General features: G+C 57.4%; 14 protein-coding genes. 13 read left to right on the top strand and 1 reads right to left on the bottom strand.

Translation table 11 applies throughout. The features are described 5' to 3' along the window. Positions 1-9 precede the first annotated feature (9 nt). The 4 genes from VGJ94_14370 (at position 10) to VGJ94_14355 (ending at position 2834) form a co-directional block, all read left to right on the top strand. Positions 10-432: a hydrogenase iron-sulfur subunit gene (locus tag VGJ94_14370; protein HEY3277799.1), complete on the top strand. Its 423-nt coding sequence runs from the start codon at positions 10-12 to the stop codon at positions 430-432. A 46-nt stretch (positions 433-478) separates the two neighbouring features. Further along, positions 479-1147 carry a methylenetetrahydrofolate reductase C-terminal domain-containing protein gene (locus VGJ94_14365; protein HEY3277798.1) on the top strand — a complete coding sequence of 223 codons (669 nt, stop codon included), beginning with the start codon at positions 479-481 and terminating at the stop codon, positions 1145-1147. Beyond that, positions 1144-2064, top strand: coding sequence for a methylenetetrahydrofolate reductase (locus tag VGJ94_14360; GenBank protein HEY3277797.1), 921 nt, complete (start codon positions 1144-1146; stop codon positions 2062-2064). The genes VGJ94_14365 and VGJ94_14360 overlap by 4 nt, the downstream gene beginning before the upstream one ends. A 107-nt stretch (positions 2065-2171) precedes the next feature. Continuing rightward, a complete protein-coding gene (locus VGJ94_14355; GenBank protein ID HEY3277796.1) occupies positions 2172-2834 on the top strand; it encodes a PilZ domain-containing protein in 663 nt (220 codons plus the stop codon). Positions 2835-2897: 63 nt separating this feature from the next. Here the strand turns inward: VGJ94_14355 and VGJ94_14350 are convergent, their stop codons facing one another. After that, positions 2898-3782: a homocysteine S-methyltransferase family protein gene (locus tag VGJ94_14350; GenBank protein HEY3277795.1), complete on the bottom strand. Its 885-nt coding sequence runs from the start codon at positions 3780-3782 to the stop codon at positions 2898-2900. Between the two features lie 241 nt (positions 3783-4023). Between VGJ94_14350 and VGJ94_14345 the strand changes: the two genes are divergently transcribed. The 9 genes from VGJ94_14345 (at position 4024) to VGJ94_14305 (ending at position 17641) form a co-directional block, all read left to right on the top strand. Then, entirely contained in the window at positions 4024-4566 is a 543-nt protein-coding gene (locus tag VGJ94_14345) for a flavodoxin family protein (GenBank protein ID HEY3277794.1), read from the top strand. After that, the gene (locus VGJ94_14340) at positions 4563-5324 is read left to right on the top strand and encodes an ATP-binding protein (protein HEY3277793.1); all 762 of its coding nucleotides are present in this window, start codon (positions 4563-4565) and stop codon (positions 5322-5324) included. Before VGJ94_14345 ends, VGJ94_14340 begins: the two co-directional genes overlap by 4 nt. Before the next feature lie 213 nt (positions 5325-5537). Next, on the top strand, positions 5538-6881 hold the full coding sequence (locus VGJ94_14335) for a TolC family protein (GenBank protein HEY3277792.1): 1344 nt from the start codon (positions 5538-5540) through the stop codon (positions 6879-6881). Continuing rightward, positions 6878-8059, top strand: coding sequence for an efflux RND transporter periplasmic adaptor subunit (locus tag VGJ94_14330; protein HEY3277791.1), 1182 nt, complete (start codon positions 6878-6880; stop codon positions 8057-8059). The genes VGJ94_14335 and VGJ94_14330 overlap by 4 nt, the downstream gene beginning before the upstream one ends. Further along, positions 8060-8779, top strand: a complete 720-nt coding sequence (locus VGJ94_14325; GenBank protein ID HEY3277790.1) for an ABC transporter ATP-binding protein — start codon at positions 8060-8062, stop codon at positions 8777-8779. Beyond that, positions 8772-10001: an ABC transporter permease gene (locus VGJ94_14320; GenBank protein HEY3277789.1), complete on the top strand. Its 1230-nt coding sequence runs from the start codon at positions 8772-8774 to the stop codon at positions 9999-10001. The genes VGJ94_14325 and VGJ94_14320 overlap by 8 nt, the downstream gene beginning before the upstream one ends. Positions 10002-10197: 196 nt before the next feature. Beyond that, entirely contained in the window at positions 10198-11409 is a 1212-nt protein-coding gene (locus VGJ94_14315; GenBank protein HEY3277788.1) for an MdtA/MuxA family multidrug efflux RND transporter periplasmic adaptor subunit, read from the top strand. Continuing rightward, positions 11406-14525 (top strand): multidrug efflux RND transporter permease subunit, encoded by a 3120-nt coding sequence (locus tag VGJ94_14310; GenBank protein HEY3277787.1) that lies wholly within the window; start codon positions 11406-11408, stop codon positions 14523-14525. Before VGJ94_14315 ends, VGJ94_14310 begins: the two co-directional genes overlap by 4 nt. After that, positions 14522-17641 (top strand): multidrug efflux RND transporter permease subunit, encoded by a 3120-nt coding sequence (locus tag VGJ94_14305; GenBank protein ID HEY3277786.1) that lies wholly within the window; start codon positions 14522-14524, stop codon positions 17639-17641. Before VGJ94_14310 ends, VGJ94_14305 begins: the two co-directional genes overlap by 4 nt. Positions 17642-17655: the final 14 nt, after the last annotated feature.

The raw sequence follows: 17655 nt of genomic DNA, 5'->3' as shown, positions 1-17655 counted from the left end.
GGAGAGGGAATGGAAAGGTTCGAGCCTGAGATAATCGCCTTTTGCTGCGAATTTTGAGGATATACCGCCGCGGACCTGGCAGGTTCGATGAGATTGACGTACCCGACGAATGTGAAGATCGTAAAGGTCCCCTGCACGGGCAGGGTCGATATAATCCATATATTGAAAGCCTTTGAAAGCGGGACGGACGGGGTCTGTCTCGTGGGGTGCCTCGAGGGGGACTGCCATTATCTGAAAGGCAACCTCAGGGCGAGAAAACGGGTGGAGTATGTGAAGCAGCTCCTCGACGAATGCGGGATCGGGGGAGAGCGGGTCGCCATGTTCAACTTGTCCTCCGCTCAGGGCCAGCGGTTCGCCGAGATTGCACGGGAAATGACGGCAAAAGTAAGAGACCTGGGGCCAAGCCCCGGGAGAAAGCGCCTCGATCCATGATGAGCCGGGACAGGCGGATAAAGAAGGAAGCAATAAAGGAGTCGAAATGATAGTAGCGAACCGAAAACCTTTTGAAGAGATCCTCGCCATGGTTAAGCCTTACTCGAAGATACTTCTCCTCGGCTGCAACGAGTGCGTGACGGTCTGCGCGGCCGGAGGCGCCAAGGAAGTGGCGGTCCTCGCATCCGAGATAAGACTCGCCAGACAGAAAGAAGGATCGCCGGTAGAGGTAAAGGAGCACACCCTCGAAAGAAACTGTGACCCTGAATATGTAGAGAGCCTGAAGCCGATAATAAAGGAGTACGAGATTATCATATCCATGGCCTGCGGGTGCGGCATCCAGTTCGTGGGGGAGCACTACAGGGAGAAGATCGTGCTGCCCGCGGTCAACACCACTTTCGACGGAGTGACCGAAGAACACGGCGTATGGACCGAGCGTTGCCTCGGCTGCGGCAATTGTATCCTCGACCGGACCCTGGGCATCTGCCCCGTGACCCGGTGCGCGAAAAGCATCTTCAACGGCCCCTGCGGCGGCTCCCAGGGGGGGAAGTGCGAGATCAATAAGGATACGCCCTGCGCATGGCAGCTCATAGTCGACAGATTCAAAGAGATGAATATGCTCGACAAGTACCTTGAGGTCCAGCCTTTGAAGGATTGGTCCACGAGCAGGGATGGGGGACCGAGAAAAAGGATCAGGGAGGATTTAAAGATATGAGCACAGCGAGCAATCTGGAGAGAGTCCTTGCCAGCGGGGCCTTTGCCGTCACGTCCGAGTGCGGTCCTCCCCGGGGAACAGATCCGGAAGTGGTTAAGAAGAAGGGCGGCTTCCTTAAAGGGTACGTGGACGGGGTAAACGTCACGGACAACCAGACGAGCGTGGTAAGGATGAGCAGCTTTGCCGCGTCCTTAATCCTGAAACAGATGGGGTTCGACCCGATCATGCAGATGGTCTGCAGGGACCGGAACAGGATTGCCGCCCAGAGCGACATCCTGGGAGCGGCGGCATGGGGCATCAATAACCTCCTTTGCCTCTCCGGCGACCACCAGAGCTTCGGGGACAACCCGGGCGCAAAAAATGTCTTCGACATAGATTCCATGCAGCTCATCCAGACCGTGCGGCGCATGAGGGACGAGGGGAAGTTCGTAAACGGGGAGGAGATCAAGGCGGGCAGACCCGGTATGTTTGTCGGGTGCGCGGAGAACCCCTTTGCTGATCCGTTTGAAATAAGGGCCATGCGTCTCGCGAAGAAGGCAGCCGCCGGCGCCGAGTTCGTTCAGACCCAGTGTGTCTTTAATGTGGATAAATTCGAGAAATGGATGGAGCAGGTCCGGGACCTTGGGGTCCATGAGAAGATCTATATCCTTGCCGGTGTTACCCCCTATAAATCGATCGGCATGGCGCGCTATATGAAGACCTCCGTGCCCGGCATGGATGTGCCCGAGGAGCACATAGAGCGCCTGAAAGGTGTGGCCAAGGAGAAGGTGGCGGAGGAAGGCATCAACATATGCCTCGAGATCATCGAGAGGATGAAGGGCATTAAAGGCGTGGCGGGTGTGCATATCATGGCCATCGAGTGGGAGGAGAAGGTTCCCCAGATCGTGGAGCGGGCAGGACTCTATCCGAGGCCCTAAGGGCCGGGTCGAAAGAGGACGGAGCAATAGAGGCCACGCCGGCTGTTGAGTCAAAAGTTTCTCAAATTATCTTAATTTATCGAGGCCTTAAGCCGATCAAGTAGATAATGACCATCACGCGAGGCATGAACATAAAGATCATTACAGGGGAGGACGCGGCGACCGGGCAGGTTCAGGTCGCAAACTCGGTGGTCTATGATATTGCAGGGGGCAAGGCGGTCCTCGCCCAGACGGACCCCCCGATTCATTCATCGATGGTCCAGAAAGAGCTTGTCGTCACCTATGTGGTGCGCGAGGAGAAAGGCACTGTCCGATACGGGTTATCCGTCGGCGTAATCGAGTTCCTTGAAGATTACAGGCTCGCTTCCTCCGAGAAGGTCAGGGCATTCCGTGTTTCCCTCAAGACCGACCCCGAGCCGTACAACATCAGGATGTATTTCCGGGCGGAGCCTTCGAGCCGGAGCAATATCTCCATGACGGTAGACGGTAAACAGGTCACGGTCATAGATCTTTCCCTGGGAGGCGCAAAATTCAGCCATGACAAGCGGCTGGTTCTGGTGCATTACGAGACCGTTCACTTTGTGTTGGCCATGGATGGAATATCATTAAATATCGAGGGACGGGTCCTCAGGACGTGGGGTGGAGGGGATGAGAGGCTGAAAAACGGTCTCATGTTCGCTTCCGCGGAATTCCGGAACATGGACAGGGCCGTCGAAGACCGTCTCTATCGCAAATTAATCGAAATAGAAAGGGAGAATCAAAGGATATAATCGTCTCCGCCCCGTGCGGGGCGAACCTCGATCACGCTGCCATCAGGCCTTAATCGCCTATACTTATGAAAGGCGGAACTCGGCAAGCTTTTCCGCAAGGGCACGGATATGGGCCGGGGAGGTCCCGCAGCATCCGCCTACCAGCCTGGCCCCAGCCTTAATGCATTCGGCCACGCCTTCGGCGAATTCGGCAGGAGACATGGTGAAAAAGGTGCGGTTATCCACGAATTGCGGTTTCCCGGCATTCGGCTGGGCCACGATCGGCAGTGCGGTATTCCCGCTCATGACCACCACTATTTCCGCTATCTGGAAAGGGTCCAGGTTTCCGCAGTTTGTACCCACCGCGGAGACTCCCGCCTCCGTGAGAGCCGCTACACAGTCTTTGGCTGAATTCCCCATGACGGTTTTTCCACCCCCCACCAAGGTATTGAAGGTCATGGAGGCTATGACGGGAAGACCGGAGGCGTCCTTGCAAGCCCGCACCGCGATGAGGGCCTCTTTGAGCTCGAACATGGTCTCGATGATGAAGCCGTCAACCCCGCCTTCGGCCAGAATGGCCGCCTGCTCCCGGAAGGACTCGTAAGCCTCGTTTTCAGGAAGAGGACCGTAGGGTTTGAGCATCTTTCCCGTGGGGCCCATATCTCCTAATATATAACGGTCTTTCCCCGCCGCGTGCCTGGCGAGTCGGACACCGGCGAGATTCGCCTCTCTCACGTCGAGAGTCGATTTGTGAAATTCCATGTTGGCACGGTTAAGGGTGAAGGTATTCGTGGTAACGAAATCGACCCCGCAATCCACATACTGCCGGTGGATTTCGAGCACCGCATCAGGATGAGTGAGGTTGTTGGAAGCCCCCATCTCGAGACCCTTCTCTGCCAGTTGAGTACCCATGGCGCCGTCAATGAGGATAATCCTATCTCCTGAGGATATAAATTCCGAAAGGTTCATAATTTTCACTCCAGTACTCGCGATGCTGCGCGTTGTGCATTATTTTACAACGGGAATATACGAAAGGGCAAGCCCAAAGGCCGTTTCAGCCCGAGCGGTCTTTTTTGTGCGGGACGTCTCCTTGACCGTATTCTCAAAAACCGGGTATAATGAGTCAATAATGCCGAAGGTGTCCGACCGGCAACCGGGTCAGTCGCGGTGCGAGGGACACCCGTCGTAACCCACACAAGGAGGGTATGCTTTGAAAACAGTCATTCTCTTTGGAAGTCCGCGCAAAAAAGGTAATACGATTCAGCTCGCCCGGGCAGTTTCCGATACGTTGAAAGCCAGGGGCGGCAACGTCCGGATGCTCTACCTCAACGATCTCAATATCCGACCTTGTCAGGGCTGTTACTCCTGCTTAAAAACCGGGCTATGCAAGATCAATGACGACATGAAGGATATAAGAAAATATGTCCTCGAATCGGACCTTGTCGTCTATGCCACGCCGGTGTACTGGTTCGGGCCGTCGGGCCAGCTCAAGCTCGCCATGGACCGCTCCATAGCTTTTATGGATGAGGAATACAAATCGAGAGTGAAGGGGAAGAGTGCCATTACCCTTATGACCTGCGGTGATGCAGATCTTGAGACCTGCGGGCCCTCTCTCGGCATATTTCAGAAAACTTTCGATCTTCTCGGGATGAAGTGGCTGGGGAGCGTGGAAGCTCCGGGATGTGACGATAAAGGACCGGTGAAGCCCGAATATTTAGAGAAGGCGGTACAGCTCGCCGAATCGGCGGTATGAACGTAGCGAAAGGGCTCTATTCCATCACGAAAAAGGTGGGCAAGGCCGTCTGGGACTACCAGATGCTCAAGGAAGGCGACAAGATCATGGTCGCAGTCTCGGGAGGGAAAGACAGCCTCTGCCTGCTCAGGATTATGCAGGAGAGGATGAAATACGTGCCCGTCCGCCACGAGATAGTCGCCTGTCACGTGGATATGGGGTTCCCCTGGATGGATATCGCCGGCCTTGTCAAATATTTCGAGCAGGAGGAGGTCCCTTACGTGATCGCCCACCCATCCGAAAAATGGAGGGGCGACGAAGAGGCGCCCGGCTGCTTCTGGTGCAGCTGGAACAGGAGGAAAGCCCTTTTTGACGAGGTCCGCCACAGGGGGGCCACAAAACTCGCATTTGCCCATCACATGGATGATATCGTGGAGACCATGCTTCTCAACCTCTTTTTCCAGGGTGAGATAGGCACCATGCAGCCTTGCCAGGAGATGTTTCACGGGAAGCTCCATATTATAAGACCTTTGGCTTATGTGGAGGAAAAAGAGCTTGTCCGTCTGGCAACGCGCCTCGAGTTGCCTGTTATCGCTTCGAAATGCCCTCACGGCGATACATCGAAGAGAAGCATGGTGAAGGGGCTCGTGACGGAGCTGAAGAAGCATAACCGGAACGTAAAAAAGAATATTTTTCGCAGCCATACCCGCATCAGGACCGATTACCTCCTCGATAAAGCGGATCTTCCCCTCCGGGGCACTGTCGAAAAGAAGGGGTAAGAGGACTCTCTTGCAGCCCCAAACCCATAGTGACACCGGACATTCGAAAGAGGGCATCGTTGACAATTCAGAGACCCTATTATATACTGAACGTAAGTTCACATGAACCATCGTTCAATAATCAGAAACCTCGTCAGGCTCACCCCTTCTTCTAAATATTTATTTTCCGGATGGGCCCAAAGAGAGAAAAGAGAAGGAAAGAAAGAGGAGCGGATGATTTTATCAAGGGCCCGGCTGGGTCTTTTTTGTTTTATGACGGCCCTTATTTTTCTCCCCCATTCGGCGTGGACCGCCGCAATCGCCCCGGGAGAAGCCCTGACCCTGTCGCGGGCGGTCGAGCTTGCCGTGACGAAACATCCGGTTATCATTGCAGGCATCAACACGGTAAAGGTGAACGAAGCAAGGATAGGCGAGGCGAGGGCCAACTACTATCCACAGCTCAGTATCACGGAGAACTACCTGAGATCTCTGCCTGCTTCACGGGGAACCACCTCGGTCACCTCCACCCCCGGGCTTCCCTCCGGCACGACCTATTCCACGACATCGACCGGTGTGTTCGACCAGTATACGACCAGCGCAAACCTGACCCAGACGATCCTCGATTTCGGCAAGACGGCGAGTCAGGTCAGGATTCAGACTCTGACCACGGACTCGACCCGGGCGGACTTGGAAAATGCAAGAAATCTCGTGGCCTTCAATGTGAAACAGGCATATTTCAATCTTCTTCAGGCACAGAGGAACAGAGAGGCGATACTGGAGACGGTGCGCCAATTCGAGTCCCATCTTCGCCAGGCCCAGGGGTTCTACAAGGCGGGGACCCAGCCGAGGTTCGCTATTACCAAGGCCGAGGTAGATCTCAGTAATGCCAGGGTCAACCTCATTAAAGCGGAGAACCAGGTGAGGCTCGCAAAGGTGACCCTCAATAACGCCATGGGTGTACCCGACGCACCCGAAGATTACCGGCTGGCCGATTCCCTTGCTTTCGAGTCCTACCCGATGTCATTCGAAGAAGCCCTTCACAGGGCTTACGGCGGGCGCTCCGACCTCCGCTCGATCGTAAGGAAAAAAGATGCAGCGAAAGAATCGATCAATCTGTCGCACAAAGGTTTTTTACCGGTGGTGACCGGCAATGCAACGTACTATTATACGGGCTCTTCCTTTCCCTTGAACGAGGGCTGGTCCGTGGGTGCGATCCTCAGCCTGCCGATCTTTTCCGGGTTTCTCACAAAATACCAGGTCCTCGAAGCGGTATCGGCCAGGGATGTGATCTCTGCAAACGAGCAGGCCCTGAAGCAGGACATACTCCTCCAGGTCCAGCAAGCCTATTCGAATCTCAGGGACGCGTCGGAGAGAATTACCGCTACCCGGATAGGTGTGAGACAGGCCAGGGAGAATATGGACCTCGCACAGGGCAGATACAAGGCGGGTGTAGGCAACCCCATAGAGATAACCGATTCGGTGGCGGCCTTCGGCACGGCGGAGATCTCTTATACCCAGGCCCTCTACGATTATAGAGTCGCGGTGGCAGCAATTGAAAACGCTATAGGTGGGCGATGAAAAAACGGATCTTCGCAGGGGCATGTATTCTTGTTCTCATCGGGGCGTCAACATGGTATTTTCTTGCGGGAAGGAAGGGCGCGCCCCAATACAAGACCGCACCGATAACCGTGGGCGCCATACGGGCCACCGTGACCGCCACGGGTACGGTGAATCCCGTGGTGACGGTCAATGTGGGCACCCAGGTATCGGGTACGATCAAAGAGATCCATGCCAACTATAACTCTGTAGTGAAGAAAGGGCAGATTATCGCCCGGATCGACCCCTCCACCTTTCAGGCCCAGGTCGACCAGGCGCGGGCCAATCTGAGACAGGCGGAGGCGACCCTCCTCAGTCTCAAGGCAACGGCGCTCAATACGAAGAGGACCCGGGACCGGAATAAAGAGCTTATCTCCCGGGAGCTCATCGCCCAGGCCGACTTCGATACGGCGGATGCCGCCTGGCTCTCCTCGGAAGCCCAGGTGAAGGCCCAGGAGGCACAGATCGCACAAAATAAAGGCGCTCTCGATTTCGCGGAGACAAACCTCCGATATACCAAAATACTTTCCCCGGTGGACGGCATAGTGATCACCAGGAATGTGGATGTGGGCCAGACCGTGGCGGCGAGCTTTCAGACCCCCACGCTCTTCTATATCGCCCAGGACCTGACGAGGATGCAGATCGACACCAATGTGGACGAGGCGGATATCGGGAAAATAAAGGTCGCCCAGGATGTCGATTTCAATGTAGATGCCTATCCGGATATTCTCTTTAAAGGCAAAGTCGCCCAGGTGCGGATCTCGCCCATTACCGTACAGAATGTGGTCACCTATGATGTGGTGATCCAGGTGGAGAATAAGGATCTCAGGCTGAAGCCGGGCATGACCGCCAACGTCTCCGTGATTACCTCGGTCAGGGAAAAGGTGCTGCGCCTGCCGAACGGGGCCCTCAGGTTCCGGCCCCAGGAGAAGGAGGTCCGTCAGGGGACCCCGGGGACGGGAGCACGCAAGGGCCGGGCGGTGTGGGTCCTCTCGGAAGGAAAGCCGAAGCGGGTGCAGGTCAGGACCGGCATCAGCGACGGCGCGTATACTGAAATAGAGGCCGGGGATCTCGCGATAGGCCAGGAGGTCATTACCGAATCCCTCACGAAAACGCCCAATGGCGCACCTGCCTCACTCGTCCCGAGGGGCCGGAGATAAATGGCACTTATCGATATCCACCAGATCAGCAAAATCTATCAGGTGGGCGATATGGAGGTGCGAGCCCTCGACGCCGTTTCCCTGACTATCGGTCAGGGAGAGCTGATGGCCATTATGGGCCACTCCGGCTCAGGCAAATCTACCCTCATGAATATCCTGGGTTGCCTCGATACGCCTACGGAAGGACATTATTTTCTCGAAGGTACGGATGTGGCCGGCCTTGCGCGAGATGAGCTCTCGGAGATCAGAAACAGGAAAATAGGCTTCGTCTTTCAAGGGTTCAACCTTCTTTCCCGCACATCGGCCCTGGAGAACGTGGAGCTTCCCATGCTTTACGGCGGAGTAGGCGTCAAGGAGAGAAGGGAAAAGGCGCTCACGGCCTTGCAGAAGGTAGGATTGGAAGGCAGGGAGCACCACAGTCCGAACCAGCTCTCGGGGGGGCAGCAGCAGCGGGTCGCGATCGCACGGGCCATAGTGAACAGGGCGCCCATCATTCTCGCGGACGAGCCCACGGGCAATCTCGACAGTAAAACGAGCGTAGAGATCATGGAGCTTTTTCAGCAGCTCAACAGTGATTCGAATATCACCGTCATCCTCGTCACCCATGAGCCCGATATTGCCGCCTTCGCAAAAAGGGTGATACGATTCACCGACGGCCGCCTCGTGGCCGACGGACCTGCCGACGCGTTGCGCCCCGGATGTGAGCCCTCCCATGATTGACGTACCCTGGACCGCGCGTATTGCCCTTCGGGCCTTGCAGGTAAACAAGATGCGCTCTGCCCTCACTATGCTGGGCATTATTATCGGAGTGGGGGCGGTGATCGCCATGCTGGCGGTGGGCACAGGGGCAAGCAGGCAGATCGCACAGCAGATATCGAGCATGGGGAGCAATCTTCTCATCGTGATGCCGGGAAGCTCCACCTCGGGCGGCGTGAGGATGGGCTCGGGCAGCCAACCCACGCTCACGGTGGGCGACGCGGAGGCGATCCTCAGGGACTGCCCGGCCGTGGCAGAGGCGGCGCCCTTGTTGAGCGGCACCGCACAGATCGTCTACGGCAACATGAACTGGTCCACAGGCGTGTGGGGCACCTCTCCGTCCATGCTTATAGTGAGGGACTGGCCCCTGGCCGAAGGGCGGTCCTTTACCGAAGAGGACGTAAGGAGCGCGACAAAGGTGGCCCTTATCGGCAGGACTGTGGCGGAGAGCCTTTTCGGGGGAATCGAGCCCCTCGAGCAGATTATCAGGATAAAGAAGATACCCTTCAGGGTAATCGGCATTTTGGAGACGAAAGGCCAGTCAGCGCAGGGACAGGATCAGGACGACACGATCATGGTGCCTGTCAGTACGGCCCAGAAGAAACTCTTCGGAATGGCATTTCCGGGTATGGTGCGCACCATAATGGTGAAGGCCAGGAGCCTCGAGGACCTGGGCAATGCCGAGCAGCAGGTGCAGGCCCTCCTGCGGCAGAGGCACCATATAAGCTTTAAGCAGGAACAGGATTTTACCATAAGGAACCTGACCCAGATGATGCAGGTGACGGAACAGTCGGCCCATGTAATGACCCTCCTTCTGGGGGCCATCGCTTCCGTCTCCCTGATCGTGGGAGGCATCGGGATTATGAACATCATGCTTGTGTCGGTGACTGAAAGGACAAGGGAGATAGGGATACGTATGGCGGTGGGAGCGAAGATCTGGGATATACGGCTCCAGTTTATTATGGAGGCGGTCATTCTGTCCCTTATCGGAGGAGTCGTGGGAGTGATTATGGGGATCTCGGGTTCGGAGATACTTTCCATGGCAGCGGGCTGGCCCACGGCTGTATCGGTAACGGCAGGGGTAATCGCTTTTGTCTTTTCCGGCGTGGTGGGTATATTTTTCGGATTTTACCCTGCCTACAAGGCATCGCTCCTGAACCCCATCGATGCACTTCGCTACGAATAAGCCCTGAGGGAGAAAAACGGTTTTTCTTGACCCCTTTTATCGTTTCGATTAGCATAAGGAAACAGGACGACAGGCGAAGAAATGCGTCGGACTTCGATAACCCCTGATCGCGTGGGGGAATGACGGGAGACGTTAAAAGAGAAAATCAGGCGCCGGTCTTTGAAAGACGGTATTGATCTAACGGAGGCACAAAAGAATGGATGGAGACGTGACAGAAAAAAGGGAAATCACCGGGACGGGTAATCCCGTGAAATCGAGGAAGATGTGGTGGATATTCCTTGTCGCGGCATGTCTTGTGGCGGCGGCAGTCTACCTGTTCCTCATCAGGCCCGGCATCGGGTCTAAAGCGCAGGGTCAGGGTGCGCAGGGACGCCCGGTTTCCGTGGTGGCCGTACCTGCCCGGCAGGGCGACATGGGGATATACGTGAACGGTCTCGGCACTGTCACGCCTGTGTACACGGTAACAGTCCGGACGAGGGTGGACGGCCAATTGATGGAGGTCTATTACCGGGAAGGGCAGACCGTCAACAAGGGCGACCTCCTTGCCCTCATCGACCCGAGACCTTTTGAAGTGCAGCTGGCCCAGGCCGAGGGGCAGCGTGCCCGTGACGTCGCCATTCTCGCCAATGCCCGGGTTGACCTCAACCGTTACCAAACGCTCTGGAAACAGGATTCCGTTTCCAAACAGCAGCTCGATACCCAGGGGGCCCTCGTGATCCAATATGAAGGGATAGCAAAAGCCGATCAGGCGGCCATCGACGCGGCCAAGCTCCAGCTTGTCTACTGCCGCATCACCTCTCCCATCAGCGGACGTATAGGGCTGCGTCTCGTGGACCCCGGCAATATGGTGCATGCCGCCGATGCCAACGGTCTTATCGTCATTACCCAGCTCCAGCCTATTACGGTAATTTTCCCGATTCCCGAAGATAGTCTCGGTGAAGTGCTCCGCCGGTTCAGAAAAAATGCCCATCTCGAGGTGGAGGCCTTCGACCGCGAGCAGAAGGTGCGTCTCGCTCTGGGCTCCCTTCTCACCATCGATAATCAGATCGATACGGGCACGGGCACGGTGAAGCTCAGGGCCACCTTTCAGAATAAAGAGAATGAATTATTCCCGAACCAGTTCGTAAACGCCCGCCTTCTCGTCGACACGAGAAGGGGCGTTACCATCGTGCCCTCCGCGGCGGTCCAGCGCGGTCCCCAGGGCTCGTTCGTATATGCGGTTAAAGACGACAAAACCGTGAGTGTCCGGCCGGTAACCGTGGGGGAGATTCAGTCGGGCGATGCCTCGATTCGCTCCGGGGTCGCGCCCGGTGAACTGGTCGTCACCGACGGCGCCGACAGGTTGAGGGAAGGAGCAAAAGTGGAACTCAGGCAGTCGCGGGTTGCCCCGAAGAAAGGCCGCCCGTGAACATCTCCCGCCTCTTCATCACCCGGCCCGTTGCGACCACGCTCCTCATGGTCGCAATCTTCTTAAGCGGGGCGGTCGCATATAAGCAGCTTTCCGTATCGGCCCTCCCCCAGGTGGATTATCCTACCATACAGGTGCGTACCTTCTATCCCGGCGGGAGCCCGGAGGTGGTAGCCTCATCCATCACCGCTCCCCTCGAGCGCCAGTTCGGGCAGATGCCCGGTCTCACCCAGATGACCTCCACGAGCTCGAGCGGCTCTTCCATAATTACCCTTCAGTTCACCCTGGATCTCAGTCTGGATGTGGCCGAGCAGCAGGTGCAGGCAGCGATCAACGCCTCCTTCACCTACCTGCCGAAAGACCTGCCGATTCCGCCTGTATACAGCAAGGTGAACCCGGCGGACGCACCGATTATCACCCTCGGCCTCACGTCGAAGACCCTGCCCCTTACGCAGGTTGAAGACCTCGCCGATACCCGCTTTGCCCAAAAAATATCGCAGCTGCCCGGTGTGGGACTCGTGAGCATCAGCGGCGGACAGAGGCCCGCGGTCCGGGTCCATGCCAATCCCGTGGCACTCGCGGCCTACGGGCTGACCCTCGAAGACCTGAGAGTTGCCATTGCGACCGCCAACGTGAACCAGGCGAAAGGGACCTTTGACGGCCCGCGCCTCTCCTACATCATCGGCGCCAATGACCAGCTTTTCAAAAGCTCTGACTATCGTGCCCTTGTGATTGCTTATAAGAACGGCTCTCCCGTGATGCTCTCGGATGTGGCCGATGCCGTGGACGACGCGGAGAACGTGAAGCAGGCGGCCTGGATGAACGGCGAGCCCGCGGTGATAGTGAACATCCAGCGCCAGCCCGGGGCGAACGTCATCGAGGTGGTGGACCGGGTCAAGAACGTCCTGCCTCAGCTCAGGGGCGCCCTGCCGCGGGGGATAGAGGTATCGGTACTGACCGACCGGACCACCACGATCCGCGCCTCTGTCCATGATGTCCAGTTCGAGATGATGCTTGCCGTAATTCTGGTCGTCCTCGTCATGTTTCTATTCCTGAGAAATTTTGCCGCCACCGTCATCCCCAGCGTGGCAGTCCCCCTTTCCCTGGTGGGCACCTTCGGCGCCATGTACCTTTTGGGGTTCAGCCTCAATAACCTCTCTTTGATGGCCCTGACCATATCGACGGGGTTCGTGGTGGATGACGCCATCGTGATGATAGAAAACGTGTCCCGTTATATCGAAGCGGGAGATCCACCCCTGCAGGCAGCTCTCAAGGGCTCCAAGCAGATCGGGTTTACCATCCTGTCCCTTACCGTTTCTCTCATTGCCGTGCTTATTCCTCTGCTCTTCATGGGCGACGTGGTGGGCCGACTCTTTCGGGAGTTCGCCATCACCCTCGGGATTACGATCGTCATATCGGCCGTGGTCTCTCTTACCCTCACGCCCATGATGTGCGCCAAGCTGCTCCGCCGCCGGACCGAGGCGGAGGAGGGAAGGTTTTACCGTGCATCTCAAAAGGCCTTCGACCGTATTATAGCCTTCTACGGCAAGACCCTGACCTGGGTGCTCCGCCACCAGGGCCCGACCCTCTGGGTGGCGATGGGAACCCTCGTACTCACCTTTCTCCTCTTCTACTGGGTACCGAAAGGGTTTTTTCCGAGTCAGGACACCGGGGTGATCCAGGGAATATCCGAAGCGCCCCAGTCTGTATCTTTTGCGGCAATGGCCGAGCGGCAACAGGAGCTGGCCCGCGTGATACTCAAGGACCCGGCAGTGGAAAGCCTCTCTTCCTTCATCGGAATAGACGGGACGAATGTGACCCTCAACAGCGGCCGAATCCTCATAAACCTGAAGCCCCTCTCGAAAAGAAACGCGAGCGCCTCCGAGGTGATAAGGCGCATTCAACCGACCCTCGCCGATGTGGAGGGGATCAGCCTGTTCATGCAGCCCGTGCAGGACCTCACGGTGGACGCGAGGGTGACGCGCACCCAATACCAGTATACCCTTGAAGATCCCGATATCAACGAGCTGAATAACCTTGCTCCGAAACTCGTGGAGTCGCTGCGCGCCAATCCCGAGCTGCGCGATGTGAGCAGCGACCAACAGGATAAGGGACTGCAGCTTGCCATGGTCTTCGACCGCATCACGGCCTCCCGTCTCGGAATTACACCTCAGATGATCGATGACGCCCTCTACGATGCCTTTGGCCAGAGGCAGATTTCCACGATTTTCACCCAATTGAACCAGTACCGGGTCATCCTTGCGGTGAAACCCGACTTTCAGATGACCCCCGATGCCTTCAAATCCATTTATCTACGGGGGATAAATAATGGACAGGTCCCCTTAAGCGCCATTACGAAGGCGACCGAGACGACCGGACCCCTCGTCATTTCCCGGCAGGCGCAATTTCCCGCGGCCACGATCTCCTTTAATCTGGCGCCCGGGGCGGCCCTTGGCGATGCGGTGACGGTGATCGAATCGGCGGAGAGAAAAATGGATTTTCCTCCCAGTATCAGGGGCAGTTTCCAGGGCACCGCACAGGCCTTCAGGGTATCCCTTGCAAATGAGCCGATCCTGATCCTCGCCGCCCTGGTGACCGTATATATCGTGCTGGGGATCCTCTACGAAAGCTATATCCACCCGATCACGATCCTTTCCACCCTTCCCTCAGCGGGGGTCGGTGCGATCCTCGCGTTGCTCATCTGCCGCTCCGAGTTCAGCGTGATCGCCCTTATCGGCATCATTCTTCTCATTGGAATTGTGAAGAAGAACGGCATCATGATGGTCGATTTCGCCCTCGAGGCGGAGCGGAAAGAGGGTAAGAGCCCGCTCGAGGCGATCTACCAGGCCTCCCTTCTTCGGTTTCGCCCCATCATGATGACCACCATGGCCGCCCTTCTGGGCGCACTCCCTCTTGCATTAGGCACGGGTGTGGGCTCCGAGCTTCGCAGGCCCCTGGGTATCACCATCGTCGGAGGCCTTATCATCAGCCAGATGCTCACCCTTTATACTACCCCAGTGATCTACCTCGCCTTTGACCGGGTGGCGGCAAGGGTGCGCAGGCGAAAGACGACGGGAGTGGAAGCCCCGGAAGGGGGCCAGCCTCCGACACTATGAATATCTCGTCCCTCTTTATCCACAGGCCGGTCGCCACCACCCTCATCACCCTGGGGATAGTGCTTGCCGGCATAGTCTCCTTCCGTCTCCTGCCGGTTGCTCCCCTACCGCAGGTTGATTTCCCGACCATTCAGGTCTCGGCCGGTCTTCCCGGCGCCGACCCCGAGACTATGGCCACCGCGGTCGCGGCCCCACTGGAGCGCCAGTTCGGACGTATTGCGGGAGTGACGGAGATGACGTCCACCAGTTTCCGCGGTACCACGAATGTCACCATGCAGTTCGAGCTGAACAGAAATATCGACGGGGCTGCCCGTGACGTGCAGGCAGCGATCAATGCGGCGAGGGGTTTCCTGCCGCCCAACCTGCCGAACAACCCCATTTACCGGAAGGTAAATCCGGCGGACGCGCCGATCCTCATCGTGGCGCTCCAGTCGGAGGTGCTCACCCAGGCGCAGCTTTATGACGCCGCGTCGAGCCTGATGCAGCAGAAGCTGTCACAGGTAAAGGGGGTGGGCCAGGTGTTCGTGGGGGGAAGCTCCCTGCCTGCGGTCCGGGTCGAGATGAACCCCACTACCCTCAATAAATACGGGATCAGCCTCGAAGACGTGAGGGGAGTTATCGTTTCGACGAACGTAAACCGGCCGAAAGGGCAGCTTTCAGACGCGACGAGGACGTGGGAGATAACGGCGAACGACCAGCTACGGCGGGCCCGGGACTATAAAGAGGTGATCGTAGCTTACCGGTCGGGCGCCGCGGTGCGTCTTGCCGATGTGGCCACCGTGGAAGATTCGGTCGAGGATCTGAGGACTGCGGGCCTCACGAACGGCAAGCCGGGGGTCATGGTGGTTATTTTCCGCCAGCCGGGGGCAAACATTATCGAAACGGTGGATCGCGTACGCGATCTTCTCCCTCAATTGGCAGGGGCTTTGCCGGGCGCGGTGAGGGTCACGGTCGTCCAGGACCGGACGCCGCCCATACGAGGGTCACTCAAGGATGTGGAAAAGGCCCTCTTCATTTCCGCTGCCCTCGTGATCCTCGTGGTCTTCGGGTTTCTTCGCCATGTGCGCTCCACCATAATCCCGGCGGTTGCGGTGGGCGTCTCCCTCGTAGGCACCTTCGGCGTCATGTATCTTTTTGACTATAGTCTGGACAATCTTTCCCTCATGGCCCTTACCATAGCGACAGGGTTTGTGGTGGACGACGCTATAGTCGTCCTCGAGAATATCACCCGGCACATGGAACAGGGCATGGCGCCCTTTCAGGCGGCGCTCAGAGGTTCGCGAGAGATCTCTTTTACCGTCATATCGATGAGCATCTCCCTCGTCGCCGTCTTTATTCCGATCCTCTTGATGGGGGGCATGGTGGGCCGTCTTTTCCGGGAATTCGCCGTGACCCTTTCGGCGGCGGTCATAGTCTCCCTCGTCGTCTCCCTTACCACCACGCCCATGATGTGCGCCGCCTTGCTGAAGCCTGAGATCGGGCACCATCACAGGTGGCTGTACAAGGCGAGCGAGAGGGCTTTCGACCGCGTCAGGGATCTCTATGATGTGACCCTGAGATGGGCTCTTCGCCACTCGGGACTTATGCTCTGCCTCACCCTCGCCACGGTGGCAACGAATGTGGCACTCTTCTTCATAGTGCCGAAAGGATTTTTCCCTGAAACCGATACGGGACGAATCCGGGGAACCATCCAGGCGGACCAGGACATCTCTTTTCAGGCCATGAAAGCGAAGCTCGCGACGGTGGTCGATATCGTCAGGGAAGACCCCGATGTCGAGCATGTATCGGGCTTTACCGGCGGAGGCGGAGGCGGAGGCAGCGCCGCAAACACGGCGTCCATGTTTATCTCATTAAAACCTTTTGAGCAGCGCAAAGCCACAGCAGGCGAGGTGATCGGAAGGCTCAGAAAGAAACTCGGCGCCCTTCCCGGCGCGCCGACCTACCTTCAGCCCGTCCAGGACCTGAGAATAGGAGGAAGGATGGGCAGTGCCCTCTATCAGTACACCCTCCAGGCAGGGGATTTCGGTGTGCTCAACACATGGGGGCCGCGAATCGTGCAGAAGATGAGGACCCTGCCGGAGCTGGTCGATGTGAGCAGCGACCAGCAGGTGAAAGGCCGTGAAGCAAGCGTGGTGATCGACCGGAGCACCGCCTCCAGGCTCGGTTTGACTACGGCAGCCATCGACAATACCCTTTATGATGCCTTCGGCCAGCGTCAGGTCTCCATTACCTATACCCTTCTCAACCAGTATCGCGTGATCATGGAAGTAGATCCCCGCTACCTCCAGAGCCCTGATACGCTTAAAGAGATCTATCTCAAATCCGCATCGGGAGGCATGACGCCGTTAAGCGCCTTTTCGCGCTTCGAGCGCAAAGCCACCTCTCTCGCGGTAGCCCACCAGGGCCAGTTTCCCTCCGTCACCGTGTCATTCAACCTCTCGCCGGGAGTGCCGCTGGGGCGTGCGGTGGAGGCGGTCGAGGAGGCCGAGCGGGAGCTCGGATTCCCCTCCACAATAAGGACACGGTTCGCAGGAACGGCCCAGGCGTTTAAAGACTCGGTGGCAAATCAGCCCCTTTTGATCCTTGCGGCCCTGATGACGGTCTATATCGTGCTGGGCATGCTGTATGAGAGCTATATCCACCCCGTCACGATCCTTTCCACCCTGCCTTCAGCAGGGGTCGGGGCGCTTCTCGCCCTGTTGATCACCGGTACGGACCTGAGCCTTATCGCCCTTATCGGCATCTTTCTTTTGATAGGACTCGTGAAAAAGAACGGCATCATGATGGTCGATTTTGCCCTGGAGGCGGAGCGTAAAGAAGGGAAAGGCCCTGAGGAAGCTATTTACGAGGCGTGCCTGCTCCGGTTTCGCCCCATCATGATGACCACCATGGCGGCCCTCCTGGGCGCCCTCCCTCTGGCACTGGGAACGGGCGTAGGGTCGGAGCTTCGCCGGCCCCTGGGTATCACGATTGTGGGGGGTCTTGCGATCAGTCAGATGATGACCCTTTACACGACGCCGGTGATGTATCTCTATCTGGACCGTTTCAGGTTCTGGGTAAAGAGCAAGCGACGGGGGCGTACGAACCTGGCGGACAATGGGATAAACGGACTGTAAGGTCCCCGATATTA

The organism is Syntrophorhabdaceae bacterium (genome assembly GCA_036504895.1).
Taxonomy (GTDB): Bacteria; Desulfobacterota; Syntrophorhabdia; order Syntrophorhabdales; family Syntrophorhabdaceae; genus PNOM01.
Note: the sequence above shows the minus strand (reverse complement) of the source record. Positions and strands in the feature narration are given on the sequence as shown.